The organism is Fervidibacillus halotolerans, from assembly GCF_026547205.1.
Taxonomy (GTDB): Bacteria; Bacillota; Bacilli; order Bacillales; family Caldibacillaceae; genus Fervidibacillus; species Fervidibacillus halotolerans.
Genome location: NZ_CP106877.1, coordinates 151429 through 177226, shown reverse-complemented (window position 1 = coordinate 177226; position 25798 = coordinate 151429). Strand labels below are relative to the sequence as shown.

Here is a 25798-nt window from a genome sequence, read left to right as displayed (position 1 = left end):
AAAAAAATTGCTTTATATAAACATCTTAATACAAATGGACCAAGTAACGGAATCCTGAATGACACTTTCCTAATGGCGTAGCATTTTTCGAACCCATAACTGATAATTTCCCCGTGGTTAAGGGGCCGACTAAAAAGCACAGCCCCTTTCATAAAATGCGCATGATTCATTTGGTTAGCATCGGCTTTCCGCACACACTGCCTAGCCTTTTCGACTCGCATCGTTCGTGGGATCTTCGGCTCGTACTGTTTCCGCTAAAGTGACCGCCACCTTCCCTTGTCATCAACTAAGGGAATTATCGGACAGTCCCTTCCCACAGACGTTATTTGATGATCTTATCTAATTAAATCCCACGATTTTTTGTGAAATTTTATAAATACCGATGGTGATTGTACGCCCAATCCTACCTGGGAGATTCATCATTTTACCTAACGTACCGTACTTAAGGCTTTGATAAAACTCAGGATTGTTTTCTTCGATATACTTCCATAATTCTTCTTTTTTCCTTAAATTTTCTTCTGTACCCGAACGGATTAACATAATTGCAGAAATTATCGTTACAATCTCCAAATGATTCGTCAAATATTGCCTAAGTTTCGGATGATCAATTTCGTTCATATCGAATCGGTCCACCATCATCTTATTTACTTTTAATTGCTGATCGATTCGTTTAATCATCACTTTTTCATTTACCGATTGATCATCCCGACCGATAAAATATCTGTAAAAATTTTCGTTTAAGTAAAGCATCTTCTTCACATATTTGAGAGGATGAAAGACAAATATGTTATCGACATAAAACGTATGCTCCGGGAGTTTTAATCCGCAATCTTTAAGCAATTCCCTTCGATAAATCATCGAATGCATCATAATGTATTGACCCTTTCGAAAATTGCCCACATCATCCCACGAAAAAATCGTGTCTTGGGGAAATACATTTTCATACTTCATAACTTTTTTATATTTCTTTCCTTCCTTTTCAAAGACGAAATTGCTTAATATAAGATCGACCGTTTGATTTTCAGAAACGATTGATTTTATTTTTTGAAGGATATTCATATATGCCTCATAATCAACCCAATCATCGCTATCGACTACTTTTAAATATAGACCGGATGCATGGTGAATTCCGGTATTTACAGCACCGCCATGTCCTTTATTTTCTTGATGAATTGCTTTTACAATCGTCGGATACCGTGTTTCATATTCATCGGCAATTTCTGCTGTTTCATCCCGGGACCCATCGTTTACGATCAGTAATTCAACATCCTCTCCCCCAGGCAATAGGGAATCGATGCATTTTCTCATATAATCTTGGGAGTTGTAACAGGGAATGACGACGGATAATAACTTCATCTTTCACACTACCTTTATCGATTTGTATTTTTATTTCTATCAGAAAATCACAGAACAGGGACAGAAATGGGCGAATCAGCGTTGATCGATTTATTGAATAATAAATTTCTGTAAAATATTAATTTCCGAAAAATTTCATTTGCTTTACGTTTATCACTGATTTACCACCATTTTTATAATGTGCACTTTTAAAGAAAGAAAACTTTTTAGTACCAAGTTAAATCATTTAATATGATAGCATCAACGGTTGGAATTGTATAGAGCATGCATACATCTTTTTCTTCTTATAAATCCGTTAAAAACTTCCTTTCACAAATGATAAACGTTCGTTTCTCTGTTTTTCAAAAGATGAACAGTCGCTATTTCTTCCATCTAATTTAAAACCTCCGTATAATGAAAAAGAAAAGGAAACGGGAAAAACACTAATGATGAGCAAATGAAAAATAATGTATTAGAATGAAATCATACCTTTCCTTAATGGTTTAACATGAACATATGATTCCATTATTTTTACTAATGGATAGTACTAATTCAATTTTCCCCAGAGACCGTTAGCATAAAGTTTACCAAAACATAAAAATGGATCCTTGAATCGAAGGGAAACAGAGAAAGGATGAAGATGTATGGATCGACTGAAGCGAAAATTAAAGGCAATCGATGGTAAAGGTTATAAGGCATATAAAGAAATTCAAGGCACTTACAAAGGAAATGGATTTCGTCTACATATCGATTATGTTCAAGGGGATCCGTTTGCCTCTCCTTCTAGAATTCGATTCGTCGTCCAGCCATTAAAAAAACCGTTGAAAAACGAATGGCTCGACAAACGTTGGAGAAAGATCGCATTAGAAGACTTTCTTGCCCGAAAATTAGGAGAGGCGATTCGAAATCGTCAAACGAGTATGCGAGGTCGAATGGGTACTGGAAAAAGTGGATTAATTGCCATTGATGAACCCGGACAAGAGATGATGATGAGAACAGCAGTCATCGCCAAAAGGAACGAAGTGGAAGTACGACTATCGATCGGCTTACCTGCAGCTGGTCGGCGTATCCTCGGGAAACATGCGGAAATGATCTTGTGTGAGGAAGTTCCGGAAATTCTTTTAAAAGTGATTCATCAGATCCAATGGAAAAAACTAGAGGAACATATCGTAACCGCCGACCGACAACAGGCAATCCGGGGATATCTAAAACGGGAAAAATGTATTGCGTTTGTAGCAAACGGCTCCATCCTCCCAAGGGAAAGTGGTGTCAGCAATCGTCCGCTACATCGAAACAAAGCCGTTCCCTTTCAATCGCCTCCTTCCTTAGAACGATCCATCTCTCTTCCGGATGGAACGACCATTTCTGGAATGGTGATCCCAGAAGGTGTCACATTAATTGTCGGCGGAGGTTATCATGGAAAAAGCACGTTACTAAAAGCCATTGAACGAGGGATTTATAATCATCTTCCAGGGGACGGAAGGGAGTACGTGATTACAGAGGAAACGGCCTGTAAAATCCGTGCTGAAGATGGAAGAAGGGTAGAAAAGGTCAATATTTCCCCGTTTATATCCCATCTCCCATTTGGGAAGGATACAAACCGATTTTCAACAGATGGAGCAAGTGGAAGTACATCTGAAGCGGCAAATATTGTGGAAGCCCTCGAAATCGGTTCCCGCTGCTTGTTAATTGACGAAGATACAAGTGCAACAAATTTTCTCGTCCGGGATGCACGAATGCAACAGTTAGTTCATAAAGACAAGGAACCGATTACTCCTTTTATCGATCGGGTTCGGGATCTGTATGAAATTCATGGAGTTTCTTCGATCATCGTATTAGGCGGTTCAGGGGATTATTTTGATGTAGCTGACCGGGTAATTATGATGGATGAATATCAACCAAAGGATGTAACGGAAGAAGCACATAAAATTGCGAAAGAACTGAACAATCGGAGACAAAAGGAAGGAAAAGGGGAATTTTCCAGTTCCATCACCCGATATCCCCTCCCTACTAGCTATGAGTCAGCGATTCGAGGAAAGGAAAAATTATCTGTTAAAGGTCGATCAACCATTTTAATCGGGCGTTCGGAAATCGATCTTTCTGCAGTGGAACAATTGACAGATCCGAGCCAAACACGGGCGATTGCAGAAATGATTCGACAATTATTCCGCAACTATTTTCACAATAGTTTCAGTTTGAAAGATGGGATTGATCGACTCTATGAACGAATCGAAAGGGAAGGGCTTGATATTATTTCTCCTTACCGAGGGCAACATCCTGGCGATTTTGCTCTGCCTCGAAAATATGAACTTGCCGCAGCCATCAATCGATTGAGGACACTACAGGTGAAATGACGATTCGTATGAAAATATGAAATGGATCAAGATGATACGCGATCGGAAAACAAAAGGAAGGAATCGCGTATCATCGATTCACTCTTTTATATACAGATGGCATCTATCCCTCAAAATCTTCCAGGAGAAATTGATTCTTTTTATCGAACCGGTTCATTTTCCATCATAACAACTATTTATTTTTTCCTCATCAAACTTTCCAATTCCTAATTTTTAATCCATAAACATTTTTCACTCGGAAATTCGTTTTTTTAAACTACATACGATTTATTCATGATTAACATATGCCTACCGTAATAAAACCCCTTTTTCTGGTTAAACTACAAGATGTAGGAAATATATGAAAAATGAGGGTTGTAAAGGTGAATACAAAACTAACCGAAAGACAACTACGAATGCTTGTCATTTTGTATGTAGTAGGAAGTTCCATTTTATTTACCCCGGCAACATTAGCACAAGAAGCCAAACAAGATGCATGGATCGCATCACTTATTAGTGTATTGATTGGATTGTTCATCGGTTATATCATTTTAAAACTGTACAAGGTTTTTCCAAATCTCACAATGATTGAAATCATTGAACATTTACTTGGAAAATGGCTTGGAAAAATCGTCGGATTCACGTTCTTTCTATTTTCCTTTTTACTAGCTTCCCTTGTTCTACGAAATTTAGGGGAATTTATCATTACAGAAATTTTACCAGAAACACCGATTCTTTATGTTCATATATTAGTTTTATTAGCCGTCATTCAAGGCGTTCGTTACGGTATACATGTCATCGGGCGCTCTGCTGAAATTCTATCCTTCTTTTTCTTTTTTATGTATTTCTTTTTTGTCCTATTTCTGACGCCCCAATTACGATTTGAAAATATTCAACCCATTTTCGATGTTGGTATCAAACCAATTATTCGTGCCACCTTACCGTATATTGGCTTTCCCTTTCTAGAGGTCGTAATTTTTTTAATGGTTTTAAATAAAGCCAATAAGAATCAACAAGTGGACCGCTCCTTTTTATCAGGAATTGTTATCGGCGGATTAATGATTTCATTGATTACAATTATATCCATTTTAGTACTTGGTGCGGATCTAACCGAACGAAACAATTATCCGAGTTATATTTTAGGGAAAAAAATAAGCATTGGGAAATTTATTGAACGAATTGAGGCATTAATCGCAATCATATGGATGATTACAATCTTTGTTAAACTTTCCATTTTATATTATGCATCTGCTGAAAGCTTGAAACAGCTATTCCAATTTAAACGATACGAATTTCTTCTCTTTCCTTTAGGCATGATAATTATTGTTCTCGCTTTTATTATTTATCCAAATATCTCTTACACCTATTATTTTATTTCTCGAATTTGGTTCTTTTATTCAGCTACCTTTGGATTTCTCCTACCCGTATTGTTATTAATTATGATAAAATGGAAAAAACGCCAACCAAATAACAAATCTCCATCATCATAAAATCCATTGAAAACGGTAATTTATCCCTATTTTCTTTACAACTTTCTAATTAGCTAAGAAAAAAATGGACCGCCCATTTACTGAAAAACCGATTGAAAATGGGCGATCCTTTTATTTATTTCAACATTCCAAAGACCCAATCGCTAATGGGCCGATAAATATATACAATAACATCTAACGGATTCGGTAATGGAACGGATGATTTCTCCAAAACACTTAATCCGAAAGCTAGGAGAAGGATTATGGAAAAACCGATCAGTTCCTTCCGCTCATGATTTTTTAAAAGGCTAGGCACTTCAATCCAAATAATCAGTGCTGTAACAATCAGAATTCCAAATATTGCCCACATCATACTCCCCCTTACTCACTCTCTTTTTCCTCACTTGTTGAATTCAATTCCTCCAAAAATGAATTTTCAATCGTACCGAAGCGTCGGATGTGAACATCTACTTTTACATGAACTGGCATGGCTGAAAATGCTTCGTCCCAATGGTCTTTTAATTTTTTCCAAGTTTTTGGATTTTTTCGATAAATAAGATCTCCGAACCCAAAAATATCCGATTGAAATTCCTTTTGTGCTTTTTCAATGGCTAAATTGGCATGTTTTTCAATTTCCCCACTTGCTAGTTTTTCCAGTTGCTTTATCGTCTCCATCTTTGATAAATCAATTTGGCAATTCACTTCTGCTATATTCGATTCTGTCCAAATATGAACGAATATTTCCGGTTTCCCATTTACGATTTTTGGAGTTATTTTCGATTTAGCAACAATCTGTTCCTTTGAAAATTTTCCCCCGTCCGGACAAGACATGTGTCCTACCGTATTGTTTACTGTACCAGTTATATAATTGAATCCTTTGCTTTCTTCAGTATTCAACCATCCAACGAGTTTGTCTTTTTTAAATACACCGATATTCTCATATTTCAATTGGGCATCTTGAATGATTTCTTGAACATTTGTTTCTTCTTCCCCTGTTTCATAATCTCCTGTAATTGTAATCGCGGTTAATACAGGTTCTTTCCCCTCAAGGATTAAATCGCTAAGTAATTCATCTAGAAAAACTCCTCGGGTCGGTGCCCAATACCGTTCCGACATTTCTAAAGAATTAAATAGTTTATTTGCAGGTATTTTTTCTAACTCTGTATAAACACTTAATACTTTTTCAGCAGTTGTATCCTTTGTTACGGTAATGAAAAAGTCTGTTCGAAATTCATGGTCCCGAGAAAAAAAATCCAATACATTTGCTATTCCATTTTTTGCGACTTCTTCTCCAATAACGAGCATACGTATATGAGAAACATATATTTTCCGGGGACTGACCGTCGTTATTTTACGCAATGCTTCAACGATTGTATCTGCCTTTGCTTGATAAGTTGTAATCGGTGAATAGTTAATCGTTCCTGCGCCACTGCCACTTTGTGAGGCGATTTCAGCAGGATTAACAACTTGTGCAGAAACAAGATATTGTCCATTTTCTGCTTGATCAATACCGATTGCAACGACGATTGCCAAATCATTTAATTCCCTTCGACTCCAACAACCGGTTAAAACCGTGATAACAAGGAGAAAGAGAATGCTTATTTTGAATCGAAAACACAATCGGATCACCTCTTATTCTTTCTGTTATTCAAAGCATAGGAATTACCCATTCGAACTTGGTTCCATTTCGTAAATGGTTTTGGTCTGCTTTTCATCATCCATTTAGGGAAACGAATAACTGCATCCTTTTGATCGTTCATTTCCAGCGGTGCAAATGGATACATGTATGGAACACCAAAGGACTGAAGACTACATAAATGGAGAATCACAGCAATAAGCCCAACAATGATGCCGAATAGGCCAAATGTAGCAGCAAGTACCATCAGGCCAAATCGTAAAATACGAAAGGGAATCCCTATGGAAAACGTTGGAAAGGTGAATCCAGCAATAGCCGTTATGGATACAACAATCACCATAGCTGGTGACACGAGGCTTGCACCAACGGCAGCTTCTCCTAAAACGAGTGCCCCAACAATGGAAATGGCTGGACCGATTGCACGGGGCATTCGAATACCAGCTTCCCGTAACAATTCAAAAGTGATTTCCATAATTAGTGCTTCAACAAAGGCAGGAAATGGAATTCCTTCCCTCTGTGCAGCAATACTAATTAACAAGGTCGTTTTTAACATTTCCTGATGAAAAGTCGTAATAGCAATATATAGGGAAGGAGCTAATAAAGAAATAAAAACGGAAACGTATCGAAGAAATCGAATAAATCCGTAACCGAGACGCTGATAATAGTCTTCAGGTGACTGAAGGAATTGGATAAATAGTGCAGGAACAAGTAAGGCGTAAGGAGATCCATCTACAATAATCGCCACTCTTCCTTCAAGTATACCGGCAGAGGTAGAATCAGGCCTTTCGGAATTTTGAATCGTTGGAAAGGGAGTAAAGGTATTATCTTGTATCAATTCTTCAATATTCCCACTATCCAATATACCGTCCAATTGAATATGTTCTAAACGATTTCGCACTTCCTGCACTATTTTTTCATCTGCAATATCCTTTATATATATAATTGCTACTTCCGTTTTCGTTCGCGTCCCGATTTGCTTCGTTTCTATACATAGGTTTTTATCTTTAATCCTTCGCCGAATAAGGGACGTATTCACTCGTAGTGCCTCCGTAAATCCCTCATGGGGTCCACGGATGACCGTTTGTGCTTGAGCTTCTGTAACACCTCTTCCTTCCCATGATTTCGTATCGATGACAATTCCTTCCGTTATCTTATCTAGTAAGATGACCGTATCTCCAGAAAGAATGGATGTATACAAGGATTCAAATTCCGATATCCTTTTTACATTTCCCACCTGTAAAATCTTTTGTTCCAAATCGAAAAGTGGTGATAAGGAGTGTCTAAGAAGTTCTACTTTCCCCATAATCGGTGTAATAATAAAGTCACTTATTATGTTTTCGTTCACCATTCCATCTATAAAAATAATGGCAATATCTGCGTCGCCACCTTTTTGCGAACAAAATTGCCGAATGGTAACATCCGAACTAGGTCCAATACTTCTTTGGATCTGTTCGATATTGTCCTTTATGGAGGGACTTAACAGTAACCGATTCCTTCCCGTTTCTTGATTAGTTGACGGATGTGCATTTCGATTACTAGAAACGGATTGCTTTTGTTTTCTCTTCCTTTTTATTCGGCGCATTTTGTTCCCTCCTCATATCCATGATGCTATAATTTAGCTATTTCCTAATCCCTTTAGAAATATGCAAAGGGTGAATTTGAATGGTTTTTTCACATGCTGTTTTGAGGAAAATCAAAACATAATCTTCCTTTTGATTCTACTGACTGTTCCCGTGTTGAATTTTTAATTGGATGCAGAAATCTTTTCATATTCTTTTTATCTATCGATTTAAAAAAAGGACACAGATCCCTGTTATGTTTTTACAAAAAGAAAAAGCTTTCGTTTCGAAAATGAAACAAAAGCCTTCCTAACCGTATCAACGGGATGATTACTTCCATAGTAAAAAGATCATTCATCCTTCGATCCGATAATTGCGACAAATTGATTTTCCAATGTAAATCTTTTGCCGTTCCATCCTAATGTATTCAATACGAAACCGATTGTGTCCGCATTGTATCTTCCTGCAATTTTTTGATATGCCAATAGTTCATATACGCGATTCGAATCAAAATCCACTGGATACAACCCGCTTAACGGATTGACAAAACCTTGAATAGGTTGTTTCAAATTTCCGTTCGAATCATAGATTTCATTTAAATAACTTTCATCCCGTAATGTTAAGTCGATCAAATACGTTTCTTCATTCCATTTACTAAAAACTTTAACTTTATAATCGTCTAAATAATTCACCTCAAATTGTGAAACATCATTGTATGAATCATCGTCAAAAAGTAACTGCGGGTAGTTCCCAAGGAAGGAATACAAATAGTAGTTCATGATTCCTCCGCTTCCTCCTGTGGCAATACCGATCAAAATATCTTGAACACCATTTCCAGTAAAATCCCCTAAAAACAAAGACGGATTGTATCCGGCATCATTTTTTAGTGACACGGGGGTAAGCATTCCGGTTTTTCCATTTTGAACGATCAGCATAATCTTTTGTAAAAATGGACTTTCAGTCGTTTTAACACCTGTTACATACACGTAATCACAAATCCCATCTCCAGTAACATCACCCGTTGAAAAGGCAACGATTTTCGGAACGGGCCAACTATTTATTTTGTACAAGTGTATCCTCCACTCCTCCTCGAATGAACTTTCTATATAATATGGGCGATTACATCAGGTGTGATTATGTGAAAGGAAACATTCGGGAAGGTGTGGATGTATGTTGTTTTTACTTAAAAATCATGATCCTTGAAACACTATTACGATTATCTTTTTCCAAAAAAATATCCAATGGGACAGATTAAGCTTTCTATTTCTTAATTTTCAATCACCCGGTTGACGAAATCCATCACTCGTTCGATAAATTCTTTCGTATATACATCGAAGGCCTTCGTATGACCGACATTTTCCGGCATCCATAATTCCTTTTCTCCACCAGCAGCTTCATATAAAGCCTCTCCCATCCACGTCGGCACTAGGTCGTCTGCATCACCATGAATGAGTAGTAGCGGACGGGTATTTTTCTTCACCTGGTCAATGGCGGATCCTTCTCCAAAGAAATACCCAGCTCGAATTTTTGTAATCATACTTGTCACATCTAAAATTGGAAAGGATGGAAGACCGTATAAATGTTTTAACTGATGTTTCAATTCTTCTTTTACGGTCGTATAAGAACTATCTGCAATAATTCCTTTTACTTCATCTGGCAATTCTTCACCACTTGTCATTAAAACTAATGCAGCACCCATCGAATTTCCATGTAGAATAACCGATTCCGTTCCTCTTTTAATCATTTCATCGATCCAACGTAAAAAATCGAATCGATCATGCCAGCCGTAACCAATATAATCCCCTTCGCTTTCTCCATGTCCACGATGGTCAGGAATTAATATATCAAAACCTTCATCATAGTACATTTTTGCGTATTTTCCCATATCATTTCCCACATTTCGGTACCCGTGGGCTAAAAGGACCACTTTCTTGTTTTCAGCCTCATTTTTTATAAACTGGGCTTTCAGTTTTAACCCATCGTAAGAAGTGATCGTTAATATTTCCTTATCCCGGTTATTAAACCAATTTTTTGCTTCTTCCAATATCGCATGATCTTCTGGAGATGCATCAGCGTTCACCGAGGTAGCCTCTCTATGTAGCTCCACATCCACTCCTCGCTTCACCGCTTCCCCATAAAAATAGTTTCCTCCAAACAATAAACCGACAAACAAAATGGCAAAAATCGCCCCAAGTATGATTTTAATCTTTTTCAATTCATTCTCTCCCCTTTCTCGTATTTCCCAATCTTTATACAATTACCTTCGCAAAGCTTCAAGGTCCAATAGTCATATTATGATATGGTCCTTTAGACGTATCCGATGGTAAATGATGTTTGATCCTCTTGGTTTTTTGATTTTACCAAATTTGTACCAGTTCTTTCTATTTTTGTAAGAACATAAAAAAGTCAATCGACGATTCGACTGACGATTATACATCCATTCTATTTTTAATGATTTTTTAACTAACCTCTCGATAGCGTTCCGTTTTATACCATTTTCGCTCCTTTTTTAACACGAGGCGCTTCATCTCGGCAAAGCTTGCATAAATGATCAAACATAGCCATAAACCAATTGACAAAAGGATTTAGCGGAACATGGTAAATAACATAATCGACTTATAATATATATGTCTTTGTAAACATACATAGTACGGTTTATCACAGTCACTTGTCACGATTTACTTACAAACACAAAAACGGTTTCCATCCATAGAAATGGACGAAAACCGTCTCTTATTTTCCAGCGAAAGGGTCAGGGTCGAGGTTCCCAGGGTCGAGGTTCCCAGGGTCGAGGTTCCGGTTCCTTTGACCCACTCAGGGTCGAGGTTCCGGTTCCTTCGACCCAGCCCGGGCCTGATTATCGTACCTTTATGGTTGAATATGCTGTTGTAACTGCTGGAGATGTTTCCGATCCCTTTCAAGAACTTGTTTAACAATTTGTAAAGATTGATTATCGAGATCGCCTCGAACTAATTTTTCCGACATTTGAATTCCATTTTCTTCCCCACGAATCGCATCTTTTAAAATAAAATTCGGGTCATCCGCCGCGCCTTTCATCCGCATCATCCAATCGGCCATCATCCCTTTCATCCCACCATCTTCTACCGGAACGCCGCCGAGATCTTGTATCCGTTCGGCAATCCGAATGGCATGTTGTTTATGATCTTGTTGGATTTGTTGTAACAAGTCTTTTATTTTTTGATCTTCCACATGTTGGATATATCGTTCATACCCGTGAATAGCGATATAAATTCCTCGTAAAAATTCGTTTAGCTCTTTAATGACATTTTCATTATTCATAAATCATACCCGACTCCTTTTTTCATTAGAATAACCAAAAAGGAACGGAATCATTAAAAATGGGGCAAGGTTCCGGTTCCTTTGACCCAATAGGATAACAAAAAAGCGGGTCGAGGGAACCGGAACCTCGACCCGCTTTTATTATTTCCATTCGGTAATTGTATCGACTGGGAGGCGGACGGATTTGTGTCCTTCCTCAGCTGCTTTTCCAATTGAAATGAGCATAACAGGATAATATCTTTCTTTATCTATACCAAATGTTTCTGCAATATTTTCCTTATCATAACCGCCGATTGGATTCGTATCATAACCGTATGCACGGGCTACAAGCATTAGTTGCATCGAAACGAGTCCAGCATCAATAAGGTTCATCGCCTTTTTTTGTTCAAAGGTCATGTTTTCCATATACCCTTTGATCCCTGTTACTTGTCTGTTCCGAACATCAACAGGCATATATCCTTTTTCCACCGCCGTATCAAAAATCGTTTCAATATACTCTTCGTTTTTCATATCAACAAAAACTGCAATTACGGCAGCGGACGTTTGTACTTGTGTGAGATTTCCCGGGGCAAGGGATGCCAGTTTTTCCTTTCCTTCCTCCGTATCAATGACGACAAATCGCCAAGGCTGCATATTTAAAGAGGAAGGAGCCAACGTTGCTTTTTCTAGAATTTCCTTCATTTCTGTTCGACTAATTTTCACGGTTGGATCATATTTTCGAATGGATCGGCGTCCCGTTACAATCTTGTTGAAATCATTGACTAAAGTTTTATTCATGATGCATTCTCCTTTTCTTAATGAATTCGCTATAATTGATTTACATTGTCTAAGAGACGTTTCAGCATATTAGCTAGTAAGGTTTTCTCTTGTTCTGTAAAACCATTTAAGATAGTGGAAACGACTCGTTTTTTATCTTCACAATACGCACCTATACTCCCTTTCCCTTTTTCGGTTAAATGGACAAGAGAAAAACGGTGGTCATCGGGATTTTTCCTTCGAATAATCATCCCTTGATCTTCCAATTGTTTTAGATGCCTGGTGATTGCTGCGGGATCAATGTTTACCTTTTTTTGCAGTTCTCGTTGGATAACATTTTCTTCTTCCAACAGCAATCGAAGAATTTCTAGTCGAGTTTTGCTAATTCCTGTACACTGCTCAAATTTTGCCATATACCGTTTGTTTAGTTCAAATAAATATTGGGTGATTTGCTCTTCTTCACCGAGTTTTATATAAATACCCTCCCTTTGCCACTCAGTAATCGGAAAATAATTGACCCGTCAACTAATATAAATCATTATTTCGTTGAAATCAAATAAATGGGCTTGTATGTATTGATAGTAGTTAAACAGGCATTTAGGATTATTATTAATGAAAGATCAAAAATTTCTTTCCATCTTTAATGAATTTTCCACCTAATTACCTCATTTATTACCATATTCGATCCATCGATTTACTGTGAACAATATCACATCATTTTTATATCAACGAAAAATGCAATGAAAGATGCCACAGCAGCAACAAATCCGCGGAAAGCAACCCATGAACAAGTGATGGAAATCATTCGTTAAGCGATGTAAATACGATGAATAATCAAAACTTGCCGCATCCGAGTGAAAGGGAGCGGCAAGTTTTTTTATACTTATTCGTAAATCGACGTCAACCAATCGACAATTCCAACGTTTTCTTGTTCGCGAAGTTGTTCCACGACTTTGCGTCCGATAATTTTTCCATCTTTGATTGCAATGACTTCATCTAAAATATTTTCGATTTCTTGAATTTCATGGGTCGTAATCAGAACGAGCTGCTTGTCAATATCGATAAAAGAAATCAATCCTTTAACGATCGAATTTCGAACCATCGGATCGAGTCCGGATAACGGTTCATCCATCAAAATAATCGGGGCGTTTCGAGAAAGGGACAACACAAGCTTTAAACGTCCCCGATTCCCTTTGGACAACTCTTTCAATTTCGCTTTCCGATCAAGTTTCATAAATTTGACCATTTCATTCGCCTTTTCTAGATCGAAATCCGGAAATTGGCTATGATAAAAAGCAATCGTCTGTTCTACATTGAAAAATGAATAATATTCATCCAGCTCCGACAAAAAGGAAACGACGGAAGATACCCGGCGATCTACCCGATTTCCGTCAACGAGTACTTCCCCTCGCGTCGGGTAAATCAGACCAGCAATTAGTTTCAGCATCGTGGACTTACCGCTTCCATTTTCACCAACCAAACCGTAAATTTTTCTTGGCGTTAAAGTTATGTTCACTTCATTTAATGCTATCTTTCTACGATATCGTTTCGTTACTTGTCTCAGTTCAATCATAATCCGCTCCCCATTTCTTCGCTAAATATGCTTCTAATCCTGCTTTCATTTCCATTTCCGAATACCCCATTTCTCTCATACTCCGTACAAAACGAGATACTTCCTTTGTCTTCATTTCTTCTCGAATTTCATGTAAGATTTTTTCATTTTCAGTTACAAATGTTCCTTGGCCTCTCTTGGATTCTACAATTTTCGTTCCTTCTAATTCCCGATATGTTCGCTGCACGGTATTCGGGTTTACACCAGCATTAATCGCCATATCCCGAACGGATGGTAACTTCACACCAGGTTCCAATTCACCACGAACGATTTTCCGCTTAATGATTTCAGCCAATTGCACATAGATTGGTTCTTGTGAATGGAATGTGTATTTCATTGGCTACACCTCAACTTTACGATCAAGAATCCAAGCACTTCCGATAAAGAAGAACAGGATTAATAACAAAGCCCCGATAAAGTGGCCGATATAAAATGTTGTCGGTATTTCTCCAAAATTCAAATGAAATGTTTCCTCTGTAGCTGTAAACTCAAAACCTGTAATTAAATGACTTTCGATTTCACCCCATTGAAATAGAACGGATGATAAATCAATCATCCAAAATAGGAACATAAGAATTACAATCGTCAATACAAAACTAAAAAAGGGATGAATGAATTTTATAAAAGACATATAAACCGTCCAAAGGAACGTAAATCCCCACCCATTTGAGACAATGAAAATTAAATAGTAAGCAACCGATAGGTAAAAAGTCATTTTCCAATCATCCATTTGCATGGAAAAATTCACATTCCCATAGGAGACCCCTATTACAATGATGATGGTAAAAAGGAAAATGAACATATAAAAAAGACCAGAAACGAATTTGGCAAGCAACAATTTGTATGTCGGCAGCGGATTATGAAGCCATAGGTGCATTCGTTTCCGTTCAGCATTTAAACTATAGCTCATATAAAAAACTAAGTAGAAAAAATTAAACAAAATAGCAAGTACCGACCACATCATCATTCCTTCCCAAATAAAACCAGATTCGATACCAAGGACAAACCACAGCACAAAAACCCCGAATGATCCAATCATGGAAAAAAGAAACGCAGGAAAACCGAGTCTCAATTCCTTTTTTGTCAAATGAATCCATGGAGTCATACTTCAACCCCCTAACTTAGTTTAGTGTACTAATTACATAGTACACTAATACAAAGATACAGTCAACCTCCTTTTTTAAAATAAAACAGAGTATCATAACAATCCTGTTTTTAACCCTAAATAGAAACTTTACTGGTAAGGCGGATTTCCATTTCATGGAAAAATGACATCAATTTATAAAAATATTTAAATAAAAATATTTTAGTATAATGTTAAACCCATTTTTTTCTTTGCTTTCTAACTAAAAATCAAATTTACTTACATTTATTAGGACAATAAGTGAAGATTCATCCTTAAGTTTAAAATTATTGTAAAATAGAAATATTGAAACGCTTAAATCATGGGGTAAATTTTAAGAGGGCTTAAAAATGAGCATGGATGTCCAACAAGTTAAAGCGAGAATGAATTCGAGTTATAAGTTGTATATCGACGGTCAATGGGTAGAAAGAAACAAGCGAAAAAACAATGACGAGCTACAATCCGGGAAACGGTGAAGCACTTGCTCAAATCGTGGATGCTAGTAATGAAGATGTGGATCGGGCTGTAGCCGCTGCAACAAAAGCATTGGAAACTTGGAGGAAAACAAGCATTGTTGAACGTAGCAATATCCTGCTAAAAATAGCCGATTTAATCGACGAAAATACCGATTATTTAGCAACCGTTGAAACGTTAGATAATGGAAAACCAATCCGAGAAACAAGCAAAGTCGACGTACCCCTTGCTGCAAATCATTTCCGATATTTCGCTGGTGTCATCCGTTCTGAAGAAGGAACAGCCAAACAATTGGACGAACATACATTAACCATTAATTTAAAAGAACCTATTGGCGTTGTAGGACAAATTATACCTTGGAACTTCCCCTTCTATCCTTAATGCATATACACAAACGAAAAACATTTTTATTAACTTAAACGAAAAACCGATCGGATTTTACAAATAATTGATTTTTTTCCTTTATCTCCTAACAATTACAAGACCCAGGAATGTTCAATTTCAACATTCTTGGGGCTTTTATTTGGAAAGGTCATAAAATTGGATTTAGAAACAATCCATCAGATTGTAGAACACCTTTTCCTTGAACATAGTACATCCTTACTATGGACGATTATTTCCTGAAAAAATACCATTTGTTTATGTGCTTTATTTCACATACTAACACATCTTTTTTATCCCATTAAATTATTGTTCACAAAATGTAAATGATTATGAAAAATATGCGGAAAATAGAGATAAAACATGATTTCAAAATTTTAGTCACTTATTTGCCACGAAATGAGCGAAAAAATTCCATATAATATAATTATAGGAAAATTATATGCAATTTACTTCCGATGAATCGACAGGATGAAAAGCTTTCAAAATCCTTTTAAGGAAGGGAGAATCAGTATGAGAATAGGGATCCCGAAGGAACGGATTGAAGGAGAAACCCGCGTTGCAGCAACTCCGAAATCCGTTAGCAAACTAAAAAAACTCGGCTTCGATGTAGCCGTTGAGTCGGGTGCAGGGAAGGAGGCAAGTTTTAACGACGACCAATATATAGCATCGGGAGCGGAAATTGTTCAAGCGGATGAAGTGTATCAATGCGATGTTATATATAAGGTGAATCCACCTTTAGAAGAAGAAATAACGAAATTAAAAGAGGGATCAACTTTAGTCAGCTTTTTATATCCTGCTCAAAACAAAGAACTCGTCGAAAAACTTGCTGAAAGAAACATCAATGTTCTGGCAATGGACATGGTTCCACGAATCTCCCGGGCCCAATCGATGGATGCATTATCCTCCATGGCAAATATTGGCGGATACAGAGCCGTTACCGAGGCCCTTCATGAATTTGGTCGATTTCTCAATGGACAAATTACCGCCGCAGGGAAGGTTCCTCCAGCGAAAGTACTGGTGATCGGTGCAGGTGTCGCCGGATTAGCAGCAATTGGTATGAGCAAGTCCTTAGGTGCGATAGTTCGTGCCTTTGATACCCGTCTAGAAGTGGCGGAACAAATTGAATCAATGGGTGGAGAATTTTTAAAATTAGAGTTTGCTGAGCAAGAAGATGCTTCCACCTCTACTGGATATGCAAAAGTTATGTCGAAGGAATTTCTAGAAGCAGAGAAAAAACTTTTCTTCGAACAAGCGAAGGAAGTTGACATTATTATCACAACGGCACTCGTTCAAGGAAAAAAAGCACCTATATTAATTACGAAAGAAATGGTCGATAGTATGAAGCCTGGTTCGGTCATTGTTGATATGGCCGCATCAGCTGGAGGTAACTGTGAATATACGGCACCTGGGAAAAAAATCGTCACCGATAATGGGGTAAAGGTTTTAGGATACACCGATTTACCTGCGCGACTACCGGCACAATCATCTGAAATGTATGCGACCAACCTCGTCAATTTAACAAAATTACTCTCTAAAGAAAAAAATGGAGAAATCGATATTGATTTTAACGATGAAATTTTGCGACACATGTGTGTGTTAAAAGAAGGAAACATCACGTATCCACCACCTGCCATTAGCGTCTCTGTAAAGGCAGAAAAGAAAGAAGAGAAAAAAGAAGAGCCAACCACGCCTCCTTCGAAAAAAAAGAGTCGAACAAAATTAAAATTCACATTTGGCATTCTAGCTATCGCTTTCATCCTTTGGTTAGGACAAGTTTCACCACCTGAATTTTTATCCCATTTAACGGTTTTTGCCCTTGCCATCGTGGCTGGATATTACGTTGTTTGGAATGTGACCCATGCTTTACACACTCCATTAATGTCTGTAACAAATGCGATCTCCGGAATTATTATCGTAGGCGCATTATTGCAGATTATTAGTTCAATTACCGTGGTTCAGATTATCTCTTTCCTTGGAATCTTAATTGCGTCAATTAACATATTCGGCGGATTTACCGTCACCCAAAGAATGTTAAAGATGTTTATGAAAAGCGAGGAGGTGTAAAGGATGGTAAGTGCAGCCTATATTATTGCTGGATTATTCTTTATTATGAGCTTAGCCGGTCTATCAAATCAAGAAACAGCAAAAAAAGGAAACTACTTTGGCATGATCGGAATGACCATTGCTTTAATAGCAACCATCTTTAGCATCGAACACGATTCGACAAGTATAACTTATATTTTAGTGGCTGTTTTAATTGGAGCATTCATCGGCATATTGTTAGCTAGAAAAGTAGATATGACTGAAATGCCCGAATTAATTGCTGCATTGCATAGCTTTGTTGGCTTGGCAGCTGTATTCGTTGGCTACAACAGTTTTATTACTTTGCTATCAGACACCTCTTTTTTCGGTACGATGTTAACTATCCATTTAGTCGAAATTTACCTTGGCATTTTTATTGGGGCCATTACCTTTACTGGATCGGTTGTCGCCTTTGGGAAATTACATGGTAAAATTCGGTCCAATCCTCTCATTTTACCGTTTAAGGATGCATTGAATGTCGTTCTACTAATCGTATCGTTAATCTTAATGATCTTCTTTATTGTTGAAGAAGGTGCACAATCTGGTTTTATATATCTTGGCGTGATGACTGCCATCGCCCTATTTTTAGGATGGCATATGGTTATGGCTATTGGTGGAGCTGATATGCCGGTTGTTATATCCTTCCTAAATTCCTTATCCGGTTGGGCAGCAGCTGCTTCTGGATTTATGTTATCGAATGATTTATTAATTATTACAGGTGCGTTAGTCGGGTCATCAGGTGCGATTTTATCCTATATTATGTGCCAAGGAATGAACCGAAACTTTTTCTCAGTAATTACAGGAGGTTTCGGTAATGAAGGTGCATCTGGGGCAACGGAGGAAATGGGTGAGTACAAACAAATTAACCCAGAAGATGTGGCAGAAATGTTGAAACAATCCGATTCTGTCATTATTACACCGGGATACGGAATGGCGGTTGCCCAAGCCCAATATCCGATTGCAGAAATAACGAAAAAGCTACGCGACAAAGGAATCAATGTCCGTTTCGGAATTCATCCAGTTGCTGGACGACTCCCGGGGCATATGAATGTATTACTCGCTGAAGCCAAAGTACCTTATGATATTGTTTTAGATATGGAAGAGATTAATGATGACTTCCCTGAAACAGACACGGTTCTTGTCATCGGTGCAAATGATACCGTTAATCCAGCAGCCATAGAAAATCCAACCGGTCCGATCGGTGGAATGCCGGTTTTGGAAGTTTGGAAGGCGAAAAACGTGATCATCATGAAACGTTCCATGAGTACAGGATATGCAGGCGTCCAAAATCCATTATTCTTTAAAGAAAATGCTTATATGTGCTTCGGGGATGCAAAAGAAACATCCGAGGCAATATTGAATGCATTGTAGAATAGAACGATCGACTGCCAGCAAAGAAACAATTTACTTTGTTGGCAGTCTTTTTCTTTACAAATTCAACAAATCCGCCACATTTTTTCCTCATAAAAGTTTTAACAATGAAAGACCCATCAAGTTTTCCTCCATCTTTCAAAACAGATCACTACACTTGGGTAGAACATTTTTTGTGAATAACTACAATCAATATAAATCTTTATATTCCACTATAAATCCCTTCATTTTTTGTCCTATTTTTACAAATTATTCATAATTATCTCTTGCTTTTATTGTTAAATCTTCAATTCGATGAAAGATTTGTTTTTTTACAAAGTTGCTTAATTGACATCTTCTAGGAATTCTTTTCATAATATGAGATTTTGTTCATAAAAAAACCGCCAAAAATATGGCGGCGTAAAAACTGTATTCCTTTTGGTTTAATGGATCGTAAAAGAAATCATTCCATGTTCCTTTTCATTGTGAGTTGGCAGGACATTCCTTCCACCTCGGAATGGTTTGATAGGAAATTTATTTATGCGATTTACTTTTTTGCTCCTGACTATAATCAATTCGCTCCTGAATCGATCTGGGAAGCGGAATCGACTGATAGTACCTCTTTAAAAACATGGCCAGTAGGAAAGCAATAATCGCTAAAATAGCGTTTCCTTTTATGAAAGAGAAAACTAAAAGTGACAATGCAATAAGAACGAGAAAGTACCAAAGCCATTTATTCATAGTATTCCTCCAAGCATTTTTATCTTTATTTTTCTAAAAACCGTGTCTTTTTATTATACCTTGGAGAAAATCATAAAGAATCAATAAATTAGTTTTTTAATCACTGTTTGTACGTTTTCCTTTGCAAATGGAAACATTTTAATAAAATTGATTTTTTTAAATCCATAAACTTTAATCAATAACCTTGATTCTTTAATCGATAAAAGTTAAAATACTAATGGCAAAAATGATTTATATTCATTTTCTTTTTAAGTCCGCTTAAGTCCGGGATTTAAGCGGATTTTTCTTCTGCTTCGAGAGCTTTTGTTCTTTCTTTCATCCCTTTAATATACCAAGCAAATAATCCTAACCAGAGAACCGCTAATATAATTCCGATAAATTCACCGTTAATAATGTTGGCAGCATGGGCGAATATATACCGGAAAGCTGGGTATTCAATTGTACTCCAAGAAATCATTTGACCTGCTGAAAGTTCTATAGCTTTTGTATCAAGTGCTAGTTGTGTAATCGTTGGTGTGAACTCAGTTGCCATGTAAAGGAATAGGGGCGTTCCCAATGTTCCTATTATGATCATGCGAAGTAAGTTTCCGCCTGTTACTAAAAGTGCAGGTACGGCAATGGACAAGTTGATAATTCCAGCAAAAGGCAAAATATTGTTGCCAGGTAAAATAACTGCTAATACGAGTGTAATAGGAACTAAGAGAATCGTCGTTACCCAAACTTCATTACAACCTGCAAGAATCGGCCAATCCAATCCTATAAAGAACTTTCTTCCTTTAAATCGTTTTTTCATGAAGTCACTTGTTGCATCAGAAAGTGGTGCTAAAGCTTGCATGAATAGTTTCGCTACCATTGGGAATAATGTTAAAGCTGTTGCACCTTGAACACCGAGAATTAATGTTTCTTGAACAGAATATCTCGCGAAAATACCAAGTAAAACTGCGATAATAAATCCCATAACATGATTTTCTGCAAAAACACCGATCTTTTCCTTTAACCAGTTGGCATTGATTTGTTTGTTTAATCCAGGAATAAAATCCATCAATCGATTTAATGGATATAAAAGAACTGCAATGATGTTCATGCTATGTGTTGTTGTAACACCAGGGATATTTGTCAACTTTTCGATTTGTTTTTGGTTCACATCTGCTATTTTTAGTTCAATAAACATTTGGATTACCGCTACTGCAAAAGCAGCTGTCGTACTTCCGGTAACACCAATAACAAGTACAGCGGTGAAAATTTTACCCCAAACATTCCACAGGTCCACATTCAAAGTATTCGTTTGGCGAGTAAATAACATTAATAGATTAACCCCGATTTGGAATGGAAACATTAAGAATGCCAGTGGCCATGCCCATGCTAGTGTTGCCATCGAAGTCCAACCACCGTCAATGGCATTTAATTGTATACCCGTGTTTTCAACAAATTGTTGTGCTGCTGGACCAATCGAATCCATCATAAATCCAACGACAAGGTTCATACCTACGAATGCAACACCGAGAGTTAATGCACTGACAAAAGCATCCTTAAACTTCATGCGAACAATGAGACCCATAATCAACAAAATTAACGGAACAAATACAGAAGCACCCATATCCAAAATAAACTGAAATATTGATTGAATGGCATCCATTAGCTCATTCTCCTTTCAATTGGATTATTTTAATGCTTGGATTATTTTTTCTAGTTCCTCTTCCATTCCTATGCCAGTTAAAAACGCAATTCCATTAATTACCGGGATTGGATATTCCTTTTCCGGGTTCGTTATTGCCACATATGCGACTGATGACCGAATATGCGTATCTAATGATTTAATATCCACCGCTTCTACTTGAGCTTGAATATTTCGATCCCGTAGTAAGCTTTGGATTTTAGAGGCCACCGTTTGTGAAGTAGCTACACCTGATCCACAAGCAACAATAATTTTTTTCATTTTAAATACCTCCCAAAATTTAAAGTATCAATCAATATTTTCCTTTATTAGTTGAATGATCTGGTTTTCTTCTTTTTCCTCCATTAACCGGCTCATCACTTCTTTATTACTGAAAAGGTTGACCAACTTCGAAAGTAGTTCGGCTTGTCCTTCCCCTTTATTTAAACCTAATACAAATAGAAATTGAGCCTCTACCTTTCCATTTGCCATTCCCATTTCATTGAATTCTATCGTATGATCTGGTCGAACCACTGCAATAAATGGACGAACGATATTCGATGGATCCGTATGAGGAATGGCTACATGAAATGGTTCTATACGTAAGCCTGTCGGATACTTTTCTTCCCTTTGTGAAATAGCTTTATAAAAACTAGATTTTACATACCCCTTTTCATAAAGCATAGAAGAAATTTTTTGAAAAAAATCGTGTTGATCTCGAAATGAGTAATCGAGAAACACAAGTTCTTCGTTAAATAATTCACTAAACACCCCCATTTTCGTCCCTACTTTCGGGAGACTTCTTTTGTTGTCCATAGCCTTTAAATCTAGAAACCATCATTTCCATTTCTTCATCCGGTAAAATAACCGGGTCTCCGATTGCTTTTGCTTGCCAGAATAATTTTGCACAAAACTCAAGTTGTTCTAAAATCGCAAAGGTTTGTTCCATTGTATCACCAATAACATTAATCCCATGATTAGCCAAAAGAACTGCCTTCCGTCCTTCCATCGCTTTTAACGCATTTTCTGCAAGTTCCTTTGTGCCGTATGTGGCATATTCAGCACAACGAATATTTTTCCCACCTGCATGTGCAACCAAATAATCAACGGCAGGCAAGTCCCAACGTAGGCATGCGATTGTTGTTGAATACAAAGCATGGGTGTGAATCATCGCCCGTGCATCATCACGATTTCGGTACACAATGGCGTGCATTTCATATTCACTGGATGGTTTTAAATCTCCATCGATGATGTTCCCATAAAGATCCGTTATGACAACATCCTTTGGTGTTATTTCGAAATAGTCAATGCCTGATGGTTTAATGGCCATGTAACCAGTGGTTGGATCATAAATACTTAAATTACCACCTGTTCCAGTCGTCAATCCTACTTCAATTAATTTTTTTCCGTACTTGACAATTTCTTTTCTTTCTTTTTCCATTAATAATTTTTTTGTCGTATCCATGTGTATGCCTCCTTTTGAATAACTGTTGCCTAATTATAAAACTTCATCACCTCCTTTAAGTTTTAATTCACTGAATACTTTTGAAACAACTTCATAATTTCTACCGGGTTCTTTGCTGAAATGATTGCATCTATATTATTTTTTTCTGTCAACAAGTCATAAAGCTGTGTTAAAGCTTTTATGTGGGATTTTTTATCTACAATGGAAATAACGATTAAAATTTGGATTTCATTATTTTTTGGAAAACGAATTGCCTGATTTAACGTAAGTAAACTTATATTTAATTTAAATGCCCCTTCTTCCGGTCTCGCATGAGGAACAACGACTTTGGGAACAATCAGATATGTCCCATACTCTTGAATAACATTGATCATTGCATCGACATAATTATTTTCAATAATGGCGTTTTCCAAAAGTGGTTGAGAAGCTAGTAAAATCGCTTCCTTCCAATCTTTTGCATCTTCATTTAATTGAATATAGTCAAAAGAAATGAGTTCGCTTAAATTCGGTTTATAATCTTCCCCATGGTTAGCATTTGAAAATTGTGTATAGTAAAAGAAGGACTTTAAATCTTCTTTAAGAGAGGATTCTCGTTTAATGTCTGCATGCTTTTCGATAATATGAATCAACTTATCATAATTAATAAAGGTTGGAGTCGTTTGCTTAAATTCTTGTTCAACTTCAATTTTTAAGTTTTGCTTTTTTTGATCAGTAAACACCGAAGGGATTAAAAATAATTTTTTCTCTGTATTTAAAAATACTGTAGAAAACACAATATCGTAATCTGCCTCAAACGTCGCAAATTGTCTAACAGAAATGTGATCGAGAAAAATAAATTCAGGAAACATTTCTCTTAATTCTTCAAAAAGGAGCCTTGATACGGAAATTCCACTCGGGCAAACGACGATGGCCCTCGGTTTTTTCAGTTGATCATCACCTTGTTGAGACAGTGCACTTTTAATGAGTAACGTTAAGTAAGACAATTCATCTTCTGGAATCGGTGCGGAAAACAGCGTTTCTAAAGGATCAATATTTTGTTTTACAAGAAGATGAATATCTCCATATTCCTGTTTAATCAAATTCAGTAATGGATTTTCCAATGATAATTCGTAAGTTACACGGTAAAATGCCGGTTTTAAATGTTGGTATAACTTTTGATAAAGGAGTTGTTTATTTTGAAAATTGACACACGCAACCTTCTCAAAATTTGTAACGAAACGTTCAATCGCACTGTATAGTTTCTCTCTAAAAGCTTCATGATCCATTTCAGTCGTAACGACACTGGACGACAGAATATGCATCGCAATATAAAGTTTTTCTTGATCATTTAAATTTTCATCACGACCGAAAACATCTTCTACAACTTCATATTCCTTTGTATTGGAAATATCTCTATAACTAATAGGAAAAGGTCCAGGATGTTTTCCTTCATTCATTCTTCTTTTGAGAATCAGTAAAATAATTGCTAATGCTTGATGCCTTTGATCCGTAAATTGTTTATTTAAGCGTTTTTCAATGATATCTAACATTTGCTCTGTTTTATTTAGTTCATCTTCAGTGATTCCAGTAATTGTGCGAATCCATTTCAATCCTTCTGACATTTGGAGAATTTTGTTAATTATATCAACGATTAACTTTCTTTGTGCCAACTCTTCTCCTTCTATGAAATATCCTTCCCGTCGACTGTACTGCAACTGAAGATTCCTCTGTAATAAGAACTGCTTTAATTTTTCTAAATCATGTAAAACCGTATTTTTACTAATTTTAAAAGTTGAAGAAAAATGGAATAAGGACAAATCTTCCTTACTTGTTAATATCATTAATAAAATGAGGTTTTTCCTTTCCTTTTTCGTTGGAAAATATGAAAAGGAAGACTGCATTTCAAGTAACTCTGGAAATTCCTCCAACACACTAGAATCAATGATCAGCCCGATATTTCGTTTGTTTTTTATTTTAGGAAGATGATTATCAGTCAGCCAGTCATTTATTTTCTCAATCGTGTAATTGACCTGCCTTCTCGTTAAATTGAATTTTTTTTCTAAATCGTTTACTTTTGTATATTTTGAAACAAGCAATTCCTTCAAAATTTGTAAACTTCTGTCATCGAGAAGTATCAATGATCCATCACCTCCCTTTAGTTTTAGTATAAACCCTTTCATTTCGAATTTGTATGCGGTTTCATCCCAATTATTGTTTTATGAATTTACAAAAATGTGATGAACCTCCTTTGCTTTTCCCTTTTACTTCTTCTATTTTGATTCTTATTGATCCTATTTTGTGATATATTTCACATAAAAAGGGGCAATCATTCCCTTTTACGAATGCTTTTATTCATGTAAGCAGCCTAATAATTTAGAAGAAATGAGAGGGGACAGATTGTATATGATTGGACAAATCGGTATTGGAGGACAAAAAAAATTATGCCCACATCATCGAGGTTATTGAAAAGCCTAATAATATCCCCTCATGTTTCCCTTTGTAAATGGGTGGACATATTTTACACGCTGAAAACAATTATTTTCTTG

General features: G+C 36.8%; 24 protein-coding genes. 6 read left to right on the top strand and 18 right to left on the bottom strand.

Annotated elements, in window-relative coordinates:
• Positions 1-339: 339 nt before the first annotated feature.
• Complete coding sequence (locus OE105_RS00785; RefSeq protein WP_275420842.1) at positions 340-1356, bottom strand: glycosyltransferase family 2 protein; 1017 nt, start codon at positions 1354-1356, stop codon at positions 340-342.
• A gap of 623 nt (positions 1357-1979) precedes the next feature.
• Here OE105_RS00785 and OE105_RS00780 point away from each other — a divergent pair.
• On the top strand, positions 1980-3689 hold the full coding sequence (locus OE105_RS00780; RefSeq protein ID WP_275420841.1) for an ABC-ATPase domain-containing protein: 1710 nt from the start codon (positions 1980-1982) through the stop codon (positions 3687-3689).
• A 362-nt stretch (positions 3690-4051) separates the two neighbouring features.
• Positions 4052-5158, top strand: a complete 1107-nt coding sequence (locus tag OE105_RS00775; protein ID WP_275420840.1) for a GerAB/ArcD/ProY family transporter — start codon at positions 4052-4054, stop codon at positions 5156-5158.
• A 115-nt stretch (positions 5159-5273) separates the two neighbouring features.
• Here the strand turns inward: OE105_RS00775 and OE105_RS00770 are convergent, their stop codons facing one another.
• From OE105_RS00770 to OE105_RS00720, 11 genes are all read right to left on the bottom strand, one after another.
• Complete coding sequence (locus OE105_RS00770; RefSeq protein ID WP_275420839.1) at positions 5274-5507, bottom strand: hypothetical protein; 234 nt, start codon at positions 5505-5507, stop codon at positions 5274-5276.
• An 11-nt stretch (positions 5508-5518) separates the two neighbouring features.
• Positions 5519-6757 carry a Ger(x)C family spore germination protein gene (locus tag OE105_RS00765; protein ID WP_275420838.1) on the bottom strand — a complete coding sequence of 413 codons (1239 nt, stop codon included), beginning with the start codon at positions 6755-6757 and terminating at the stop codon, positions 5519-5521.
• A 5-nt stretch (positions 6758-6762) separates the two neighbouring features.
• Positions 6763-8355 carry a spore germination protein gene (locus tag OE105_RS00760; protein ID WP_275420837.1) on the bottom strand — a complete coding sequence of 531 codons (1593 nt, stop codon included), beginning with the start codon at positions 8353-8355 and terminating at the stop codon, positions 6763-6765.
• 327 nt (positions 8356-8682) lie between these two features.
• Positions 8683-9402: a VCBS repeat-containing protein gene (locus OE105_RS00755; RefSeq protein WP_275420836.1), complete on the bottom strand. Its 720-nt coding sequence runs from the start codon at positions 9400-9402 to the stop codon at positions 8683-8685.
• A 197-nt stretch (positions 9403-9599) separates the two neighbouring features.
• A complete protein-coding gene (locus OE105_RS00750) occupies positions 9600-10547 on the bottom strand; it encodes an alpha/beta hydrolase (protein WP_275420835.1) in 948 nt (315 codons plus the stop codon).
• Positions 10548-11200: 653 nt separating this feature from the next.
• The gene (locus OE105_RS00745; RefSeq protein ID WP_275420834.1) at positions 11201-11632 is read right to left on the bottom strand and encodes a ferritin-like domain-containing protein; all 432 of its coding nucleotides are present in this window, start codon (positions 11630-11632) and stop codon (positions 11201-11203) included.
• A 141-nt stretch (positions 11633-11773) separates the two neighbouring features.
• On the bottom strand, positions 11774-12409 hold the full coding sequence (locus OE105_RS00740) for a nitroreductase family protein (protein WP_275420833.1): 636 nt from the start codon (positions 12407-12409) through the stop codon (positions 11774-11776).
• Between the two features lie 29 nt (positions 12410-12438).
• Entirely contained in the window at positions 12439-12801 is a 363-nt protein-coding gene (locus tag OE105_RS00735; protein ID WP_275420832.1) for a MarR family winged helix-turn-helix transcriptional regulator, read from the bottom strand.
• 470 nt (positions 12802-13271) lie between these two features.
• Complete coding sequence (locus OE105_RS00730) at positions 13272-13961, bottom strand: ATP-binding cassette domain-containing protein (RefSeq protein ID WP_275420831.1); 690 nt, start codon at positions 13959-13961, stop codon at positions 13272-13274.
• On the bottom strand, positions 13954-14337 hold the full coding sequence (locus tag OE105_RS00725; protein ID WP_275420830.1) for a GntR family transcriptional regulator: 384 nt from the start codon (positions 14335-14337) through the stop codon (positions 13954-13956). Before OE105_RS00725 ends, OE105_RS00730 begins: the two co-directional genes overlap by 8 nt.
• A gap of 3 nt (positions 14338-14340) precedes the next feature.
• Positions 14341-15105 (bottom strand): hypothetical protein, encoded by a 765-nt coding sequence (locus OE105_RS00720; RefSeq protein WP_275420829.1) that lies wholly within the window; start codon positions 15103-15105, stop codon positions 14341-14343.
• A gap of 368 nt (positions 15106-15473) precedes the next feature.
• Here OE105_RS00720 and OE105_RS00715 point away from each other — a divergent pair, with 368 nt between their 5' ends.
• The 4 genes from OE105_RS00715 to pntB all read left to right on the top strand — a co-directional run bounded on the left by OE105_RS00715 (position 15474) and on the right by pntB (position 19434).
• On the top strand, positions 15474-15599 hold the full coding sequence (locus OE105_RS00715; protein WP_275420828.1) for a hypothetical protein: 126 nt from the start codon (positions 15474-15476) through the stop codon (positions 15597-15599).
• Positions 15571-15978 (top strand): aldehyde dehydrogenase family protein, encoded by a 408-nt coding sequence (locus tag OE105_RS00710; protein ID WP_275420827.1) that lies wholly within the window; start codon positions 15571-15573, stop codon positions 15976-15978. The genes OE105_RS00715 and OE105_RS00710 overlap by 29 nt, the downstream gene beginning before the upstream one ends.
• Positions 15979-16491: 513 nt before the next feature.
• On the top strand, positions 16492-18045 hold the full coding sequence (locus OE105_RS00705; protein ID WP_275420826.1) for a Re/Si-specific NAD(P)(+) transhydrogenase subunit alpha: 1554 nt from the start codon (positions 16492-16494) through the stop codon (positions 18043-18045).
• Positions 18046-18048: 3 nt separating this feature from the next.
• Entirely contained in the window at positions 18049-19434 is a 1386-nt protein-coding gene (gene pntB, locus OE105_RS00700) for a Re/Si-specific NAD(P)(+) transhydrogenase subunit beta (RefSeq protein WP_275420825.1), read from the top strand.
• A gap of 513 nt (positions 19435-19947) precedes the next feature.
• Here pntB and OE105_RS00695 read toward each other — a convergent pair.
• The 6 genes from OE105_RS00695 to OE105_RS00670 form a co-directional block, all read right to left on the bottom strand.
• Complete coding sequence (locus OE105_RS00695) at positions 19948-20154, bottom strand: hypothetical protein (protein WP_275420824.1); 207 nt, start codon at positions 20152-20154, stop codon at positions 19948-19950.
• 271 nt (positions 20155-20425) lie between these two features.
• On the bottom strand, positions 20426-21790 hold the full coding sequence (locus OE105_RS00690; RefSeq protein WP_275420823.1) for a PTS galactitol transporter subunit IIC: 1365 nt from the start codon (positions 21788-21790) through the stop codon (positions 20426-20428).
• A 24-nt stretch (positions 21791-21814) separates the two neighbouring features.
• Positions 21815-22090 carry a PTS sugar transporter subunit IIB gene (locus OE105_RS00685; RefSeq protein ID WP_275420822.1) on the bottom strand — a complete coding sequence of 92 codons (276 nt, stop codon included), beginning with the start codon at positions 22088-22090 and terminating at the stop codon, positions 21815-21817.
• Positions 22091-22117: 27 nt separating this feature from the next.
• Positions 22118-22585 carry a PTS sugar transporter subunit IIA gene (locus tag OE105_RS00680; protein ID WP_275420821.1) on the bottom strand — a complete coding sequence of 156 codons (468 nt, stop codon included), beginning with the start codon at positions 22583-22585 and terminating at the stop codon, positions 22118-22120.
• A complete protein-coding gene (locus OE105_RS00675) occupies positions 22572-23273 on the bottom strand; it encodes an L-fuculose-phosphate aldolase (protein ID WP_275420820.1) in 702 nt (233 codons plus the stop codon). The genes OE105_RS00680 and OE105_RS00675 overlap by 14 nt, the downstream gene beginning before the upstream one ends.
• Before the next feature lie 62 nt (positions 23274-23335).
• A complete protein-coding gene (locus OE105_RS00670; RefSeq protein WP_275420819.1) occupies positions 23336-25390 on the bottom strand; it encodes a BglG family transcription antiterminator in 2055 nt (684 codons plus the stop codon).
• Positions 25391-25798: the final 408 nt, after the last annotated feature.

Excerpts from the sequence above, each read along its gene's own strand:
- OE105_RS00785 (WP_275420842.1), bottom strand. The coding sequence starts at position 1,356 with ATGAAGTTATTATCCGTCGTCATTCCCTGTTACAACTCCCAAGATTAT.
- OE105_RS00780 (WP_275420841.1), top strand. The coding sequence starts at position 1,980 with ATGGATCGACTGAAGCGAAAATTAAAGGCAATCGATGGTAAAGGTTAT.
- OE105_RS00770 (WP_275420839.1), bottom strand. The coding sequence starts at position 5,507 with ATGTGGGCAATATTTGGAATTCTGATTGTTACAGCACTGATTATTTGG.
- OE105_RS00760 (WP_275420837.1), bottom strand. The coding sequence starts at position 8,355 with ATGCGCCGAATAAAAAGGAAGAGAAAACAAAAGCAATCCGTTTCTAGT.
- OE105_RS00745 (WP_275420834.1), bottom strand. The coding sequence starts at position 11,632 with ATGAATAATGAAAATGTCATTAAAGAGCTAAACGAATTTTTACGAGGA.
- OE105_RS00740 (WP_275420833.1), bottom strand. The coding sequence starts at position 12,409 with ATGAATAAAACTTTAGTCAATGATTTCAACAAGATTGTAACGGGACGC.
- OE105_RS00735 (WP_275420832.1), bottom strand. The coding sequence starts at position 12,801 with ATGGCAAAATTTGAGCAGTGTACAGGAATTAGCAAAACTCGACTAGAA.
- OE105_RS00730 (WP_275420831.1), bottom strand. The coding sequence starts at position 13,961 with ATGATTGAACTGAGACAAGTAACGAAACGATATCGTAGAAAGATAGCA.
- OE105_RS00725 (WP_275420830.1), bottom strand. The coding sequence starts at position 14,337 with ATGAAATACACATTCCATTCACAAGAACCAATCTATGTGCAATTGGCT.
- OE105_RS00720 (WP_275420829.1), bottom strand. The coding sequence starts at position 15,105 with ATGACTCCATGGATTCATTTGACAAAAAAGGAATTGAGACTCGGTTTT.
- OE105_RS00715 (WP_275420828.1), top strand. The coding sequence starts at position 15,474 with ATGAGCATGGATGTCCAACAAGTTAAAGCGAGAATGAATTCGAGTTAT.
- OE105_RS00710 (WP_275420827.1), top strand. The coding sequence starts at position 15,571 with ATGACGAGCTACAATCCGGGAAACGGTGAAGCACTTGCTCAAATCGTG.
- OE105_RS00705 (WP_275420826.1), top strand. The coding sequence starts at position 16,492 with ATGAGAATAGGGATCCCGAAGGAACGGATTGAAGGAGAAACCCGCGTT.
- pntB (WP_275420825.1), top strand. The coding sequence starts at position 18,049 with ATGGTAAGTGCAGCCTATATTATTGCTGGATTATTCTTTATTATGAGC.
- OE105_RS00695 (WP_275420824.1), bottom strand. The coding sequence starts at position 20,154 with ATGAATAAATGGCTTTGGTACTTTCTCGTTCTTATTGCATTGTCACTT.
- OE105_RS00690 (WP_275420823.1), bottom strand. The coding sequence starts at position 21,790 with ATGGATGCCATTCAATCAATATTTCAGTTTATTTTGGATATGGGTGCT.
- OE105_RS00685 (WP_275420822.1), bottom strand. The coding sequence starts at position 22,090 with ATGAAAAAAATTATTGTTGCTTGTGGATCAGGTGTAGCTACTTCACAA.
- OE105_RS00680 (WP_275420821.1), bottom strand. The coding sequence starts at position 22,585 with ATGGGGGTGTTTAGTGAATTATTTAACGAAGAACTTGTGTTTCTCGAT.
- OE105_RS00675 (WP_275420820.1), bottom strand. The coding sequence starts at position 23,273 with ATGGATACGACAAAAAAATTATTAATGGAAAAAGAAAGAAAAGAAATT.